The sequence below is a fragment of the Mesorhizobium sp. Ca11 genome (assembly GCF_020165275.1).
In the GTDB taxonomy this organism is placed as follows: Bacteria; Pseudomonadota; Alphaproteobacteria; order Rhizobiales; family Rhizobiaceae; genus Mesorhizobium.
On the sequence record NZ_JAIUHU010000031.1, the window covers coordinates 1 to 15,684 of the forward strand.

The 15,684-nt window shown below is 64.0% G+C and carries 18 protein-coding genes; 9 read left to right on the forward strand and 9 right to left on the reverse strand.

Features of this window, described 5'->3' with window-relative positions; translation table 11 throughout:
• The first annotated feature begins 443 nt into the window (after window positions 1–443).
• Both LB538_RS28705 and LB538_RS28710 read left to right on the forward strand, forming a co-directional pair.
• Window positions 444–1,478 (forward strand): aspartate-semialdehyde dehydrogenase, encoded by a 1,035-nt coding sequence (locus tag LB538_RS28705; protein ID WP_140845968.1) that lies wholly within the window; start codon window positions 444–446, stop codon window positions 1,476–1,478.
• 396 nt (window positions 1,479–1,874) lie between these two features.
• Entirely contained in the window at window positions 1,875–2,330 is a 456-nt protein-coding gene (locus tag LB538_RS28710) for a GNAT family N-acetyltransferase (protein WP_224532663.1), read from the forward strand.
• Here LB538_RS28710 and LB538_RS28715 read toward each other — a convergent pair.
• A complete protein-coding gene (locus LB538_RS28715) occupies window positions 2,320–2,739 on the reverse strand; it encodes an ACT domain-containing protein (RefSeq protein ID WP_224532664.1) in 420 nt (139 codons plus the stop codon). The genes LB538_RS28710 and LB538_RS28715 overlap by 11 nt on opposite strands.
• 138 nt (window positions 2,740–2,877) lie before the next feature.
• Here LB538_RS28715 and LB538_RS28720 point away from each other — a divergent pair, with 138 nt between their 5' ends.
• The 3 genes from LB538_RS28720 to LB538_RS28730 all read left to right on the forward strand — a co-directional run bounded on the left by LB538_RS28720 (window position 2,878) and on the right by LB538_RS28730 (window position 4,240).
• Window positions 2,878–3,288: a DoxX family protein gene (locus LB538_RS28720; protein ID WP_224532665.1), complete on the forward strand. Its 411-nt coding sequence runs from the start codon at window positions 2,878–2,880 to the stop codon at window positions 3,286–3,288.
• A 13-nt stretch (window positions 3,289–3,301) separates the two neighbouring features.
• Window positions 3,302–3,829 (forward strand): SRPBCC family protein, encoded by a 528-nt coding sequence (locus LB538_RS28725; protein WP_224532666.1) that lies wholly within the window; start codon window positions 3,302–3,304, stop codon window positions 3,827–3,829.
• A gap of 147 nt (window positions 3,830–3,976) precedes the next feature.
• On the forward strand, window positions 3,977–4,240 hold the full coding sequence (locus LB538_RS28730) for a YMGG-like glycine zipper-containing protein (protein ID WP_095770014.1): 264 nt from the start codon (window positions 3,977–3,979) through the stop codon (window positions 4,238–4,240).
• Window positions 4,241–4,316: 76 nt separating this feature from the next.
• On the opposite strand, the gene rpsP is transcribed toward LB538_RS28730, so the two are convergent.
• The 5 genes from rpsP to LB538_RS28755 all read right to left on the reverse strand — a co-directional run bounded on the left by rpsP (window position 4,317) and on the right by LB538_RS28755 (window position 9,064).
• Window positions 4,317–4,718 (reverse strand): 30S ribosomal protein S16, encoded by a 402-nt coding sequence (gene rpsP, locus LB538_RS28735; RefSeq protein WP_140845973.1) that lies wholly within the window; start codon window positions 4,716–4,718, stop codon window positions 4,317–4,319.
• Window positions 4,719–4,768: 50 nt separating this feature from the next.
• Entirely contained in the window at window positions 4,769–5,095 is a 327-nt protein-coding gene (locus LB538_RS28740) for a chorismate mutase (RefSeq protein ID WP_095770012.1), read from the reverse strand.
• A gap of 7 nt (window positions 5,096–5,102) precedes the next feature.
• On the reverse strand, window positions 5,103–6,680 hold the full coding sequence (ffh, locus tag LB538_RS28745; protein ID WP_224532667.1) for a signal recognition particle protein: 1,578 nt from the start codon (window positions 6,678–6,680) through the stop codon (window positions 5,103–5,105).
• Window positions 6,681–7,019: 339 nt separating this feature from the next.
• A complete protein-coding gene (locus LB538_RS28750) occupies window positions 7,020–7,970 on the reverse strand; it encodes a CPBP family intramembrane glutamic endopeptidase (RefSeq protein WP_224532668.1) in 951 nt (316 codons plus the stop codon).
• 488 nt (window positions 7,971–8,458) lie between these two features.
• The gene (locus LB538_RS28755) at window positions 8,459–9,064 is read right to left on the reverse strand and encodes a DUF1236 domain-containing protein (RefSeq protein WP_224532669.1); all 606 of its coding nucleotides are present in this window, start codon (window positions 9,062–9,064) and stop codon (window positions 8,459–8,461) included.
• 363 nt (window positions 9,065–9,427) lie between these two features.
• Here LB538_RS28755 and LB538_RS28760 point away from each other — a divergent pair, with 363 nt between their 5' ends.
• Entirely contained in the window at window positions 9,428–10,231 is an 804-nt protein-coding gene (locus tag LB538_RS28760) for a lytic transglycosylase domain-containing protein (RefSeq protein WP_224532671.1), read from the forward strand.
• Between the two features lie 260 nt (window positions 10,232–10,491).
• Here the strand turns inward: LB538_RS28760 and LB538_RS28765 are convergent, their stop codons facing one another.
• On the reverse strand, window positions 10,492–11,712 hold the full coding sequence (locus tag LB538_RS28765; RefSeq protein ID WP_224532672.1) for an argininosuccinate synthase: 1,221 nt from the start codon (window positions 11,710–11,712) through the stop codon (window positions 10,492–10,494).
• Between the two features lie 161 nt (window positions 11,713–11,873).
• Between LB538_RS28765 and LB538_RS28770 the strand changes: the two genes are divergently transcribed.
• The 3 genes from LB538_RS28770 to LB538_RS28780 all read left to right on the forward strand — a co-directional run bounded on the left by LB538_RS28770 (window position 11,874) and on the right by LB538_RS28780 (window position 13,695).
• A complete protein-coding gene (locus LB538_RS28770; protein ID WP_224532687.1) occupies window positions 11,874–12,515 on the forward strand; it encodes a LysE family translocator in 642 nt (213 codons plus the stop codon).
• A 227-nt stretch (window positions 12,516–12,742) separates the two neighbouring features.
• Window positions 12,743–13,099: a MerR family transcriptional regulator gene (locus LB538_RS28775; protein WP_224532674.1), complete on the forward strand. Its 357-nt coding sequence runs from the start codon at window positions 12,743–12,745 to the stop codon at window positions 13,097–13,099.
• A complete protein-coding gene (locus LB538_RS28780) occupies window positions 13,096–13,695 on the forward strand; it encodes a short chain dehydrogenase (protein WP_224532675.1) in 600 nt (199 codons plus the stop codon). The genes LB538_RS28775 and LB538_RS28780 overlap by 4 nt, the downstream gene beginning before the upstream one ends.
• Window positions 13,696–13,749: 54 nt before the next feature.
• On the opposite strand, the gene LB538_RS28785 is transcribed toward LB538_RS28780, so the two are convergent.
• Window positions 13,750–14,217, reverse strand: coding sequence for a hypothetical protein (locus LB538_RS28785; RefSeq protein ID WP_224532676.1), 468 nt, complete (start codon window positions 14,215–14,217; stop codon window positions 13,750–13,752).
• On the reverse strand, window positions 14,214–15,446 hold the full coding sequence (rlmN, locus tag LB538_RS28790; RefSeq protein WP_224532681.1) for a 23S rRNA (adenine(2503)-C(2))-methyltransferase RlmN: 1,233 nt from the start codon (window positions 15,444–15,446) through the stop codon (window positions 14,214–14,216). Before rlmN ends, LB538_RS28785 begins: the two co-directional genes overlap by 4 nt.
• Window positions 15,447–15,684 lie beyond the last annotated feature (238 nt).

Consider the following 15,684-nt stretch of genomic DNA (forward strand, 5'->3'; position numbering starts at 1 on the left):
TTGTGGGAGAAGGTGGCCGCGAAGCGGCCGGATGAAGGGTGTTCCAGGGAAAGCCAACGCCTCACTCTGCTGGAACACCCCTCATCCGTCTCGGCGCTGCGCGCCGATCCACCTTCTCCCACAAGGGGAGAAGGAGAGGCGCTACGCCAATTGACTCTTTTGCCAAACTGCGTAAAAGCCCGCGTCGAACGGGATGGTTTCCGATGCGCGGCCTTTCGATGGCTCTTCTTGCATTCGACTCCCCCAGCCACAATGTAACGCATTGGGCTGGGCGCTTAGACGCGTCCGTCCGTTCCAGCAAAACTACGGCCAAAACCACCACCAAAACGGTGTGATTCCCTTGGCCTAACCACCCTCTCCCGGGTACGGCCCGGGGGGCGAAACCCGCATGAGGCCGGCGGGTTTTCTCCAATAACCAAGCGGAGAGGGACAGGAGATACCAGATGAGTTTCAAGGTTGCGGTAGTCGGCGCCACGGGCAATGTGGGCCGCGAAATGCTCAACATTCTGGACGAGCGCGGCTTCCCGGTGAGCGAGGTGGTGGCGCTGGCGTCGCGGCGCAGCCAGGGCACCGAAGTGTCCTTCGGCGACCGCACGCTGAAGGTCAAGGCGCTTGATCAATACGATTTTTCCGACACCGACATCTGCGTGATGTCGGCGGGCGGCAACGTGTCGAAGGAATGGTCGCCGAAGATCGGCAAGCAGGGCTGCGTCGTCATCGATAATTCGTCGGCCTTCCGCTACGATCAGGACGTGCCGCTGATCGTGCCGGAAGTGAACCCGGACGCGATTTCGCTGTTCACGCGCAAGAACATCATCGCCAATCCGAACTGCTCTACGGCGCAGCTGGTCGTGGCGCTGAAGCCGCTGCATGACGTCGCCACCATCAAGCGCGTCGTCGTCGCCACCTACCAGTCGGTGTCGGGCGCCGGCAAGGAAGGCATGGACGAGCTGTTCACACAGACCCGCGCCGTGTTCGTCGCCGACCAGGTCGACGTCAAGAAGTTCACCAAGCGCATCGCCTTCAACGTCATCCCGCATATCGACGTCTTCCTCGACGACGGCTTCACCAAGGAAGAGTGGAAGATGGTGGCCGAGACCAAGAAGATGCTCGACCCCAAGATCAAGCTGACGGCGACCTGCGTGCGCGTGCCGGTGTTCATCGGCCATTCGGAAGCGGTCAACATCGAGTTCGAGAAGCCGATCACGGCGGATGAGGCGCGCGAGATCCTGCGCGAGGCGCCCGGATGCCAGGTGCTGGATAAGCGCGAGAACGGCGGCTATATCACGCCGCTGGAATCGGCCGGCGAGGACGCCACCTTCGTCTCGCGCATCCGCGAGGATTCGACCGTCGACAACGGCCTGTCGATGTGGGTGGTCTCCGACAATCTGCGCAAGGGTGCGGCGTTGAACGCCGTCCAGATCGCGGAGCTCCTGGTCGAGCGCGGCCTGATCCAGCCAAAGAAGAAGGCGGCCTGACGGCAGTTTGTTTTCGCTCACGGGCCGCACCGCCGCTGCCGCGGCTGGCCCTGCGCGGGCGCGCCGGACGACCGGCGGCCTGCGGTCGCAGGCTCGGCCTTCGGGCGTTTGTTTTCGCTCACGGGCCGTATCGCCGCTGCCGCGGCTGGCCCTGCGCGGGCGCGCCGGACGACCGGCGGCCCGCAGTCGCAGGCTCGGCCTTCGGCCGTGGCGGTTTTTCCTTCTCCCCTTGTGGGAGAAGGTGTCGCCGAAGGCGACGGATGAGGGGTGTTCCAGGGAACGCTGACGTCTCACTCCGCTGGAACACCCCTCATCCGTCTCGGCGCTGTCGCGCCGATCCACCTTCTCCCACAAGGGGAAAAGGGAACGCTCGCACTTTTCGGGTCAGCTGAGCTCATGATCGGTCCGGCTTCCAATATCCTCCTGCGTCCGGCCATCGCTTCCGACGCGGCCGCCATCGCCAAGCTGATGCGCGCGTCGGTCAATGCCTTCGACTGGATGCCGGTGTTGCACACGCCGGAGGAGGACCTGTCCTTCATCCGCGATATCCTGCTGCCCGAGCAGCAAGTGGCGGTCGCCGAGACCGCCGAATGCATCGTCGGCTTCATCGCCGCCAAGGGCGAATGGGTCGAGCAGCTCTATCTTGATCCGGCCTGGACTGGACAAGGCATCGGCAGCCGGCTGCTTGCTCAAGCCACCGCCGGCATACCTGTAGTCAAGCTTCATTGCTTCCAGGCCAATACCGGCGCGCGCCGCTTCTACGAACGCCACGGTTTTCGCGCCGAGGCCCTCGGCGACGGCTCGGCCAATGAGGAAAGCTTGCCGGATATTCTTTATGTCCTCAGGCGCTGAGCTCAGGCCCATTTTCGGCCGCCAGGCCGCGCAATATCGCCAGCGCTTCCTCCGCCCGCTCCGCCGGCACGAACAGATGGTCGTGATAGAAGGCCGACACCGGATTGACGCCCATGCCTGCCGCCGCGAGCCGCGTGGTGATGGCGGCGAGGAAGCCGACGGCTTCCAGCGAGGAGTGGATGTCGAGCGTGATCATCCGGCTGCGGAACGTGCCGGCAAGGCCGGCTGCTTTCGCTGCGTCTTCCGCGACGATCAGCGTCAAACCTTCGTGCTCGCGGAATTGCATGACGGGATCGAGCCCATCCGGCATGGCCGCGTCCGGCGCCAGCGTAGCGAAGACGTAGGTTCCGGCGAGCAGTTGCGGCGTCATCGAAGCCAACAGCCTGCCCAGGTCGGTCTCGCCGGTCATCGTGCCACCTTCCGTTCCACGCACTGAACCACGCTTTTGAAAAAAGCGCACCCCGACCCGTAGGATCGCCGCGTGGTTCTCCGTCCTTGGTTCGAAGCTGGCAGAAAGCCGGCCCTTGAACCATCAGGAGGAACACCCATGAGCATTTCCGAAGCCGTGCCTGTCTCGAACGGCGCCTTGTGGACCGGGCGCGTGCTAAGCGCCGTCGTCATCCTGTTCATGATTTTCGACGGCGTCATCAAGCTGCCGCCGCTGGATGTTGTCACCCGGACGATGACCGAACTCGGCTGGCCGGCCGACGCCAATGTCGCGCGCATGCTGGGTGTCATCGGGCTGATCTCGACTGCGCTCTACGCATGGCCACGTACATCGGTGCTCGGCGCCATCCTGCTCACCGCCTATATGGGCGGCGCGATTTCGACGCATGTGCGGATCGGCAACCCGCTGTTCTCGCATACCTTGTTCGGCGTCTATCTCGGCATAATCCTGTGGGGCGGGCTCTACCTGCGCGACCAAAGGGTGCGCGCGCTGATCCCGTTCTCGCGATAGAGGAGCAAAAGAAATGTTTGCCACCATCCTCATCATCCTGGTCGTCATCGTCGCCGCGGTGCTGACCTATGCCGCGACCCGGCCGAACGATTTCGTCGTCACGCGTTCGGCCAGCATCAAGGCGCCGGCCGAGACGATCTTCCCGCTGATCAACGATTTCCGGCGCTGGCCCGAATGGTCGCCCTTCGAAAAACTCGACCCCGGCATGAAGCGCACGCTGTCGGGCGCCGAAAGCGGCAAAGGCGCGGCCTATGCCTGGGAAGGCAACTCCAAGGCCGGCAAGGGCCGCATGGAGATCACAAATTCGGTGCCGTCATCGCTGGTGTCGCTCAAGCTCGACTTCGAAAAGCCGTTCAAGGCCAACAACAGCGTCGACTTCACGCTTTCGCCGTCCGGCGAGGGCACGACCGTCACCTGGGCGATGCGCGGGGCAAGGCCCTTCATCGCCAAGCTGATGAGCCTGTTCATGAATTTCGACACGCTCATCGGCAAGGATTTCGAGGCCGGGCTCGGCAATCTGAAGCGCCTTACGGAGCGCTGAAAACCATGAAGTTTCAACGAGTTGGCGTTCAGTGCTGCAAATCCGGCCGGGGCCTAGCCGGCCAATCTTCATCATTGCCGGGATCAATTTAGCTGTTTGTGAGTTTAGGGCATGGCGGCGAGGACGGCGCTTGAGAGAGGAACAGCAATGAAGAAAGCAATTACCATCCTGGTGCTGACGGTGGCCCTTGGCGCCTGCTCGCAAACGGAAAAGGGTGCTGCGATCGGTGGCCTGGGCGGTGCGGCGGTCGGTGCCGCAGTGGCGGGCGACCCTGTGCAGGGCGCGGTCGTGGGCGGCGCGGTCGGCGCAGTGGCCGGCGCGCTGATCGGCCATGCCAGCGAAGCCGGCCAGTGCCGCTATCGCGACCGTTACGGGCGTGTCTATGTGGCGCGCTGCCCGTCCGGCTATTGAGATATCGGACCGAAATCGAACAAAGAAAAACGGCGGGCCGATACCCGCCGTTTTCATAAGCGACGAAGAACCGTGATTACTCGGCGCTGGCCGCCTCAGCCTCGGCCGGTGCGGCGCTCGCCGCGGCAGCCGCCGCAGCGGCGTCTTCCTGGGCCTTCTTCAGCAAGGCAGCGCGTTCCTGCGCCTTCTTGCCGGGCAGAGCCTTGTTCGGGTTCGAGCGGGCCTCGCGCTTGGCAATACCGGCCTCGTCGAGGAAGCGCAGCACGCGGTCGGTCGGCTGGGCGCCATGCGACAGCCAGTGCTTGACGCGGTCGGCGTCGACCTTGACGCGCTCGCCGTCCTTCGGCAGCAGCGGGTTCCACGAGCCGAGCGACTCGATGAAACGGCCGTCGCGCGGCGAACGGGCGTCGGCGACGACGACGTGGTAGTAAGGACGCTTCTTCGAGCCCGCACGGGCCAGTCTGATCTTCAGTGCCATTTCTTTGTCTCCTAAAAGCTCTGATTTCGTTGATGAGTTTTCAGCTGGGTTCAGCCGGTTTTCGTCACGCCGTTGGCAGCGGCGATCTGTTCGTGGTGCCGGATCACTTCGCGGACGACGAAGTTGAGGAATTTCTCCGCGAAATCCGGGTCGAGATGCGCATCCTTCGCCAGCTGGCGAAGACGGGCGATCTGCTGCTGCTCGCGCGCCGGGTCGGCGGGCGGCAGGCCATGCTCGGCCTTCAGAACGCCGACCGCCTTGGTGCAGCGGAAGCGTTCGGCCAGCATATGGATGAGGGCGGCGTCGATATTGTCGATCGAAGCGCGGTAGCCGGCCAGGATGGCGCGTGCATCGGCCATGTCTTTCTCCTCGTTCATCGCCCCTTCACTTCTTCTTGCCCAAACCGGGCAGCCCGCCGCCCAGGCCCGGCAGACCCGGAAGCTTCATGCCGCCAGGCAGGCCCGGCAGTCCGCCGCCACCGGGAAGCCCGCCCGGCAGGCCCTTGCCGAGGCCGGCGGCCTGCGCCTGCTTCTGCAGCGCCTCGAGCTGCTTGGGATCCATCTTAGATAGGTCGGGCATGCCGCCGCCGGGCATCATGCCGCCCAGCCCCATTTTCGAGGCGAGACCGCCCATCATGCCGCGCATGAGGCCGCCGCCTTTGCCCTTGCCGCCCATCGCCTTCATCATGTCGGCCATGCCGCGATGCATCTTCAAGAGCTTGTTGATCTCGGCCGCGTCGGTGCCGGAACCGGCGGCGATGCGCTTCTTGCGCGAGTGCTTGAGGATATCGGGGTTGGCGCGCTCGGCCTTGGTCATCGAGGAGATGATGGCGAGCTGGCGGCCGAACATCTTGTCGTCGAGGCCGGCGGCCGCCAGCTGGTCCTTCATCTTGCCCATGCCGGGCATCATGCCCATGATGCCGCCCATGCCGCCCATCTTCGACATCTGCTGAAGCTGCTGGGCAAGGTCGTTCAGGTCGAACTTGCCCGACTGCATCTTTTTCGCCATCGCCGCCGCCTGCTCGGCGTCGATGGTTTCGGCGGCCTTCTCGACGAGCGAGACAATGTCGCCCATGCCGAGGATGCGGTCGGCGATGCGCTTGGGGTGGAATTCCTCCAGCCCGTCCATCTTTTCGCCGGTGCCGATGAGCTTGATCGGCTTGCCGGTGACGGCGCGCATCGACAGCGCCGCGCCGCCGCGGCCGTCGCCGTCCATGCGGGTCAGCACCAGGCCGGTGATGCCGACGCGTTCGTCGAAGCTTTTCGCCAGATTGACGGCGTCCTGGCCGGTCAGCGAGTCGGCGACCAGCAGGATCTCGTGCGGGCTCGACACCTTCTTGATGTCGGCCATCTCGACCATCAGCGGCTCGTCGATATGGGTGCGGCCGGCGGTGTCGAGGATGACGACATCATGGCCGCCGAGCCGGGCGGCCTGCACGGCGCGCTTGGCGATATCGACCGGGCTCTGGCCGGCGATGATCGGCAGCGTCGCGACCTTGGTCTGCTCGCCGAGCTGGCGCAGCTGCTCCTGCGCGGCGGGCCGCCGCGTGTCGAGCGAGGCCATCAGGACCTTCTTGTTCTGCCGCTCGGTCAGCCGCTTGGCGATCTTGGCCGAGGTCGTCGTCTTGCCGGAGCCCTGCAGGCCGACCATCATGACGACCACGGGAGCCGGCGCGTTGAGGTCGACGGCCACGCCCTCGGCGCCGAGCATCTCGACCAGCTCGTCATGGACGATCTTGACGACCATCTGTCCGGGCTTGATCGACTTCAGCACCGCGGCGCCGACCGCCTTCTCGCGCACCTTGTCGGTGAAGGAGCGAACCACTTCCAGCGCGACGTCGGCCTCGAGCAGCGCACGGCGCACCTCGCGCAAAGCCGCCGAGACATCCGCCTCGGACAGCGCGCCGCGGCCAGTCAGGCCGTTCAGGATGGAGCCAAGACGCTCCTGGAGGGATTCAAACATCTGCGGTCCTTGATCTCGGTGGGGTTCGACCGAGAGGTAGTGCGTTCGCGCCGGGTCGCCAAGCAAAAGCGCAAAGCCAAAAAGCACCCGGGGGCGCATCGCGCTGCCGGGTGTTGGCCTCCAGGATCTCTTTACAGCACCCGCCTCAAAGAGGTTTCGGCGTCCTGGTCGGCTTTCGCGAAAGAAAACTCGTCGCGGAATTCAGCGGCTCTAGACAGGAAATCGGCCGCGGAGTCAAGGCTAATGCATGTCGCGCAAAAGAGCGCAGGGGTTTGCGGCAACGACATGCGTCAAGAAACTATGCTGGAATCCCGGCCAAAACGCCGCCATTTGGGTGTCTCATAGCAGACTTTGCCGGGTCGCCCCGACTCTAAGCGGCGAGCGCCGGTGCAAAAGCAGCAGCATCGTCAGAAGCGTGCTGACGACGCCGATCGCGGCGATGAGAACGGCGTCCAGATTGGTCCAGCCGGGGCCTTCGAGAGGCTTGGCATTGAGCAGCGCGAAGGAATTGTAGGCCTCCTGGTGCGAGATCAGCAGGAAGCCGGTCAGGTTGTTGCCGAGATGGGCGCCGAAGCCGGCGCCGAGATTGCCGGTGACATAGACCAGGAGCGTGAGCAGCAGGGCGAATGTGCCGATCGAGATGAAGACACTGGCATTGATGGCCAGCGTCGAGGCCGTATTCCAGTGCAGCGACGTGAACAGCAGGCCCGGCAGCACCGCCCAGACCAGAGGACTCCTGAAGCGACGAGCGAGGGCGCGCAGCAGATAGCCGCGAAACAGCATTTCCTCCGACGAGGTCTGCAGGAAGGCGAGCAGCGCGATCGGCGCCAGGAAAAGCAGCCAGGACGACAGGGTGATCGGTCCGCGCGCGATCTCCGGCTGCAGCCAATAGAGCAGCACCTCGGAGAACAGCGAGGTGATCAGCACCGCGACCAGGCCCTTGAAAAAATCGCCGCCAGCGATGCGGCGGCCGACGCCAAAGAGAGCCGACAGCGGCTCCCCATGCACCAAGCGCATCGCCACCCACAGGCCGATCCAGATGCCGGCAAAGGAGCTCAGCGCGCTGAGGATGCCGACGGGCGATGCCAGGAAGTCCTGCATGTACTGCCCGGTCGAGGGGCCGGGCAGGCGCCAGACGATGTAGACATAGGTGCCGGCAAACAGCACGACGGCCGTCGCCGCCATCCAGAAGGCAATGACGATTGCCGTGCCGAAGAACAGCCGCAGCAAAGTGGTCTTTTCGTTCGGCGAGCGGCGATAGCGCTCGAAGGCGGCATTTTCGATCGTCACGCGGCTCCCCTGCCGAAGGCTTTCGGCTGTATTGTGTAGGAGGTCGGTGGTTACCGCGCGATTACCTTGCTTTGAGCCGGGACTGACTGGATCGCGTTGAGGGCACGAACATCGAATTCGTACCACGGAACACTAACGCGCGATCACGACGGTAAGAGATTAGCTGGAACGCCCATCTCGTCGTCATCCACGGGCGGAGCAAGGAGCGAAGCGACGCGGCGCAGACCCGAGGATCCATTCCGTTACTTCCGAGCGTTGCCACAGTGCAGAATTCTGCCCCGCTGCGCTCTTCGGCCGGGTTCACGGAATGGATCCTCGGGTCTACGCGTCCGCTTCGCTTCCGCTCCGCCCGTGGATGACGAAGTTCGGACGCTTCGACCAATCCCAAACGTGTGCATTGAACGCAGGCAAGCCGGCTGAGCCGTCAGCACGGAAAAAAAGCGGCCGCCTTCGCCGGCGGCCGCTCGTCTGACGACGATCAAGCCCGATCAGCGCATCACATAGACGATGCGCCGCGTGCCGGGGTCGACCAGCGCCGGCTGGTTGTTCACATAGACATAACGATACCGGTAGTCGGGGATCTCGCGCAGCTCGACCGTGTCGGGCAGCGTGGCGCCGGTCACCACCTCGCCCTCGAGATAGACCGGGTCGACCCGATGCGTAGTGACATAGGTGCCGACCTCGGCCGGCGGTCTGCCGATCGACTCGATGGCGTCGTCGCCGGGAACGATGGCGCCGGTGTAGCTGTCCGTGGTATAGATGTTATCGGTAGGCGGCGACACGACGGCGATGCCGGCATTGGCCGGCCGGCGTGTCAGCACGACGCGGCTGCCGCCGAAATCGCCCGTCACATAGTCGGAATAGACCCAGCCATTGCCGCCCGCTTCGGCGATCGTGCACCATTTGCTGTTCTCGATGCAGCCGGTGAGCGTTGCCGACTGGCCGGCGGCCAGCACGCCAATCACGGGATATTGCGGGCCGGGGCCGGCGCGCACATTGAGATCGGCCACCGCCGAGACGGCAGTGTCGGCCAAGGCCGCGCCCGACATGGCGAACAGCGCGCCGGCAAGCGCCGGAAACAGTACGCGTTTCATGTTTTCACTCCGTTTTTCCACGCTCCCTCGCGGTCGGAAACGAAACCAAGGCTTATGCGTTCCGGCTAAAGCGCCTTTCGGCCGCTCACGAATTGTTCCATGATTTCTCGGGGTTGCGGTCAAAAGGGCGTGAGCGGGCGCAAGGCGCTTTTAGCGCGGCAAGTTCCGCCGGACCGGCGCCAATGACCACGACGTCAATGTCTTTCATGAGGCAGGCCCGCCACACCTGATGGCCGATCGCAGGCAATTGCCCTTCTTTCGCCAGCGTCGGGTGTCATGTCCCCCTGCGAGGACGGTGACAACCGGGCGTTTCGCTGGCAAATTCGCAGCCGGGACGTGATTCAAGGCAACCAGGAGAAGGACATGGCATTTTTTGCCAAAAGAAGGATTTTCGCGGCCGCCGCGGCGGTGGTGGCGATGCTGGGGCTGGCGACAGGCGCTGAAGCCGCGGCCAGCTGCGGCAAGAACGGCGCCGGATTCGACGCCTGGAAGCAGGACTTTGCCGCCGAGGCCAAGGCCAACGGCGTCGGCCAAAGGGGGCTTTCGGCGCTGGAGGGGGCGACCTACGCGACAAGGACGATTTCGGCCGATCGCGCCATCCACAAGGCTTTCAGCGGCTCGGTGGAGGCTTTCATGAAACGCCGCGGGGCGTCCGCGATCATCTCGAGAGGCCGCGCATTGAAGAAGGCCAACGCTGCGATGTTCGCCGATATCGAGCGGACCTATGGCGTGCCGCCGGGCGTGCTGCTCGCCATCTGGGGTATGGAAACCGGCTTCGGCGCCTCGATGGGCAATCAGAACACGGTGTCGGCCATTCTGACGCTCGCCTATGACTGCCGCCGCCCGGACTATTTCACCCCGCACGCCATCGCGGCGCTGAAGCTCGTCGATCGCGGCGCGCTGAGCGCCTCCTCGGTCGGCGCCATGCATGGCGAGATCGGCCACACCCAGTTCCTGCCCGGAAACGTGCTGAAATATGGCGTCGGCAGCGGCAACCTGCGCGACCGCAATACGGCGCTGGCTTCCACCGCCAACTATCTCAAGGCGCATGGCTGGCATGCCGGCGCGAGCTACGAGGCCAATATGGGCGCGATCGCGGGCTGGAACTCGGCAAGCGTCTACCAGCAAGCCATCGCCCGCATCGCTGAAGCGATCGACGCGGACTGATCGAGGTCGTCATTCCACGGAAAAGCTCGGCCAAGCGCCGGGCTTTTTTGTTTGTGGAGATTGGCGAAAGCCGGGAAAATGGGGATCACTTCCCTCGGGGCGCCTTGGGGCCTCGCGGAGCGACCTGTGCTTCGTCATTCTAGGGCGGAGCAAGGAGCGGAGCGACGCGCGCAGACCCTAGAATGACGAAGGACAGGTTGACGGGACAGCACGCTCCTCTGCCCCACAGGACATCTCACCCGTAGGGGAGATCCGCAATTTCAGCGACGGTTCCTTGCCGCGAGCGTCCTGAGGCGCAGCCCGTTCAACCGGATGAAGCCCTCGGCGTCCTTCTGGTCGTAGGCGCCGCGATCGTCCTCGAAAGTAACCAGCGCATCCGAGTAGAGCGTCTTCTTCGACTTGCGGCCGGTGACGATGACATTGCCCTTGTAGAGCTTCAGCCGCACCGTGCCTTCGACGTCTTCCTGGCTCTTGTCGATCATCGCCTGCAGCATCACGCGCTCGGGCGAGAACCAGAAGCCATTGTAGATGAGCTCGGCATAGCGCGGCATGAGCTCGTCTTTGAGGTGAGCGGCGCCGCGGTCGAGCGTGATCGATTCGATCGCGCGGTGGGCGGCGATCAGGATGGTGCCGCCGGGCGTCTCGTAGACGCCGCGCGACTTCATGCCGACGAAGCGGTTCTCGACCAGATCGAGCCGGCCGATGCCGTTGTCGCGGCCGAGGTCGTTGAGCGCCGCCAGCATGGTGGCCGGTGACAGTTTCTTGCCGTTGAGCGCGATAGGATCGCCCTTGAGGAACTCGATCTCGATCTCGGTGACGACATCGGGCGCATCCATCGGCGAGACGGTGCGCTGATGGACGAATTCCGGCGGCTCGCTCCACGGATCCTCCAGCACCTTGCCTTCGGAGGAGGAGTGCAGGAGGTTGGCGTCGACCGAGAAGGGCGCGTCGCCGCGCTTGTCCTTCGGCACCGGGATTTGATGCTGCTCGGCGAAGTTGAGAAGGTCGGTGCGCGACTTGAACGACCAGTCGCGCCACGGCGCGATGACCTTGATGTCGGGGTTCAGAGCATAGGCCGAAAGCTCGAAGCGGACCTGGTCGTTGCCCTTGCCGGTGGCGCCATGGGCAATGGCGTCGGCGCCGGTTTCCTTGGCGATCTCGACCAGATGCTTGGAGATCAGCGGCCGGGCGATCGAGGTGCCGAGCAGGTAGGTGCCTTCATAGACGGCGTTGGCGCGGAACATCGGGAAGACGAAGTCGGCGACGAATTCCTCGCGCACGTCGACGATGCGGATGTCCTTGATGCCCATCATCTCGGCCTTGCGGCGCGCCGGCTCGAGCTCACCACCCTGGCCGAGATCGGCGGTGAAGGTGACGACTTCGGCGCCGAGCTCGGTCTGCAGCCATTTCAGGATGATGGAGGTGTCGAGGCCGCCGGAATAGGCGAGCACGACTTTCTTGACGTTCTTGGTCTTGGACATTTTTGGCGGTTCCGCGGGAAAATAGCTTCGCGGGCGAGGTATCACGGCCTTTCCGGGCGGCGCAAGAGACGAAGGTGAGCAGGAGAACCCCATCGCCGCGGCTGGCGCGACTGGGGCAGCCGCGTTATAAACTCGCAAACCATCACGACACCGGGCCTTCCATGTCCTTCATTCCCGACACTTCGACGCTCATCCAGTTCGCCATCGCCACCGTCATCCTGGCGATCACGCCTGGGCCGGACATGACGCTGTTCGTCTCGCGTACGCTGAGCCAGGGCCGCGCCACCGGCTTCGCCTCCATGGCCGGCGCTCTCTGCGGAACGCTGATCCACACCACGCTGGTGGTGGTCGGCATCTCGGCGCTGATCGTTGCCTCGCCGATGGCCTTCTTCGTCTTGAAGATTTTTGGCGCCGGCTATCTGGTGTTCCTGGCTTTTCAAGCGGTGACGAAGGGCTCGGCCTTCTCGCCGGAAAAGAGGACGGGACCGCAGGTTTCCTTGTTCCGCAGCTGGGCGGCCGGGCTCGGGGTCAACCTGCTCAACCCCAAGATCATCCTGTTCTTCATGACCTTCCTGCCGCAATTCGTCTCCGCGCACGATCCGAACGCGTCCGGAAAGCTGTTCTTCCTCGGCGTGATGTTCATCGTGCTGTCGATCCCGGTGACGGCGCCGATGGTGCTGGCGGCGGAGAAATTTTCGGCGGCGATGAAGGCAAGCCCGCGGGTGACGCGCGTTGTCGACTATCTGTTCGGCGGCGTGTTCTCGGCCTTCGCGCTCAAGATCCTGACCGCGCAGGCGAAGTAGGCTTCCATCGCCCCTTTGCCAAGCGAGCTTCCGGTCGTCCTGTCCGGCACTGTTTCAGAGCGTTTCACCGTTTCACGGAAACGGTGAACGCTCTCTCTTTGTCTTAACGCAATTCCTGACGGAAAACCGCTTCGCACTTTTCCTGGAATTGCTCAGAGAAAAGTCCTTGACCTGGAGTTACTCCAGGACGGTAGCTTGGTCTGCACAGTGTAAATCAGGACCAAGGCATGCGGATTTCAGAGGCTGCATCCACCAGCGGGCTCAGTATCGATACCATCCGATACTATGAAAAGGCGGGGCTGCTTCCGCCGGTCGAACGCGGAAGAGATGGCAAGCGTCGCTTTTCGGCGGTCGACGTCGATTGGCTTGTCCTGCTGTCGTCCCTGCGCGACACCGGCATGCGGATGGAAACGATGCGGTATTTTGCGCGGCTCTACCAAAAGGGCGACGAAACGATCCCCGAGCGAAAGCGAATTCTTCTGGGCCACTCCGAACAGCTCGACAAGCAACGCGGGGCCCTGGACCGATGTGCCGAAATCCTTGCGCACAAGCTGAAGCGGTATAACGAGATTGCGGCGTCATGAGGATTGTCGTTGTCGGTGCCGAGGGTGACATCGGCAAAGCCGTATGCGCCGAGCTGGGAAGTCGCCACGAGATCATCAGGGCAGGGCGCACCAGCGGCGACATCCGGGTCGACATGGCGAACCGCGCCTCGGTCGGTGCCATGTATGCAAGGTGCGGCAAAGTGGACGCCGTCGTTTCGACAGCAGGCGACGTTCATTTCAGCCCGTTGCACGACTATACGGAAGAGAGTTTCATGCTCGGCCTCAGGCACAAGGTGCTGGGGCAGGTCAATCTGGTCCTGGCGGGACTTGATATCATCAACGAGGCGGGATCCTTCACCTTGACGAGCGGCGTGCTGGACCGCGATCCAATCCGAACGGGGGCGGCTGCTGCGACGGCGAATGGCGCCCTTGGCGGCTTCGTCGTCGGCGCGGCAATCGAAATGCCGCGTGGTCTGCGCATCAACGTGGTGAGCCCGGGGCTTCTGGACGTTTCCGTGCCGCGCTATGGAGAATGGTTTCCCGGCCACGAACCCGTTTCTTCGAAACGGGTCGGCCTTGCCTACGCGAAGAGCGTCGAGGGAGCCATCACCGGCAAGGTGATCGTTGTCGGATAGGCTGCTCCGGCACGCGAGCGAGGTTCCGGCGGGCTGGCCGGCACGTTCCCACGCTTAAGCCAGCGGATCGGGCAGCGCCTCGCGCCGCCAGCTTCCGGCCCAGCGGCCGGCGGAGAGCCAGTAGAAGATGCCGCCGACCATGCCGGCGCCGATCACGGCCAGCCGGACATTGGTTTCGGTGACATCGAAATTGGCGTCGCCCACATTATGCACGAAGCCGAGAAAGACTACGGCGATGATGGCGCCGCCCAGCGCGTAAAACAGCCAGTCGCGCCGGCCGAGCACCTCGGCGATCAAAATGACGACCGCTGCCGGCATCAACGCGAAATAGGCGACGAACAGCGCCACGAAAGGCACCGAGAAATAGAGCGATGCGGTGGCCGTCGGCTCCGGATCGGCCGGGGTGTAGCCCAGATGCGCCAAGACCAGGATGTTGAGGAAGGCGCTCGCCGCCAGCGAGCCGACGACATAGCCGATCAGGATGACGGCGAAGCGAATGATGTAGGCGACGAGGCGCCTCACGCCTCGCCGTGCCCTGCGATCATCATGGCTTCGAGCGCCAGCCGGTCGACCTTGCGCATGCGCTCGGACTCCGACTTCAGCTGGCCGCAGGCGGCGAGGATATCGCGGCCGCGCGGGGTGCGGATCGGCGAGGCATAGCCGGCATTGTTTATATAGTCGGCAAACTTCTCGATCGTTTCCCAGTCCGAGCACTGGTAGTTGGTGCCCGGCCACGGGTTGAACGGGATCAGGTTGATCTTGGCCGGAATGCCCTTCAAGAGCTTCACCAGCGCCTTGGCGTCGTCGAGGGAATCGTTGACGTCTTTCAGCATCACATATTCGAAGGTGATGCGCTTGGCGTTGGAGAGGCCGGGATAGGCCTTGCAGGCGGCGATCAGTTCCTTCAGCGGAAACTTCTTGTTGATAGGCACCAGCAGGTCGCGCAGGTCGTCATTGGTGGCGTGCAGCGAGATCGCCAACATCACGCCGATCTCCTCGCCAGTGCGGAAGATTTCCGGCACCACGCCGGAGGTCGAAAGCGTGATCCGCCGCTTCGACAGCGACAGCCCGTCGCCGTCGGAGGCGATCAGCAGCGCCTTCTTCACCGCCTCGAAATTATAGAGCGGCTCGCCCATGCCCATCATGACGATGTTGGATACCTTGCGGCCCTCGGCCGGCACGATGGCGCCGTCCGGTGTGTCGCGGTCGGGGAAGTCGCCGAGGCGGTCGCGCGCGGTGAGCAGCTGGGCAAGGATCTCCTCGGCTGTGAGGTTGCGCACCAGCTTCTGCGTGCCGGTGTGGCAGAAGGAGCAGGTCAGGGTGCAGCCGACCTGGGAGGAGATGCAGAGCGTGCCGCGGCCTTCCTCGGGAATATAGACGGTCTCGATCTCGACCGGACGGCCGGCGCCGCGCGGCGGAAAGCGGAACAGCCATTTGCGCGTGCCGTCGGCAGAGATCTGCTCCTCGACGATCTCGGGCCGGGCGACGGTGAAATGCTTGTCGAGCTCGGCGCGCAGGTCCTTGGAGATGTTGAACATATGGGCGAAGTCGGAGACGCCGCGCACATACATCCAGTGCCAGAGCTGCTGCGCGCGCATCTTGGCTTGGCGCTCCGGCACGATGCCGGCGCCGACAAGCGCCTCGCCGAGCTCGGCACGGGTCAGGCCGATCAGCGACGGCTTCTCGGCCGGTGCTGCGCGGCGCAAGGCGTCACGTGCGCCTTCGGCGGTAAGATCAAGCGAAATGGTCATGGTGGCGCCAATATAAGTGATTTGCGGCCGATTTCAGCACCGGCCGCACAGGAAACGCGGCGCATAGCACAGCCCGGCGCCGGAGTCATGCGCCCCGCTTTCCTTCTCCCCTTGTGGGAGAAGGTGGCCGAGCGAAGCTCGGTCGGATGAGGGGTGCTCCAGCGGAGTGAGGCGTTGGTGTTCACTGGAACACCCTCATCCGTCTCGGCGCTGCGCGCCGATCCACCTTCTCCCACAG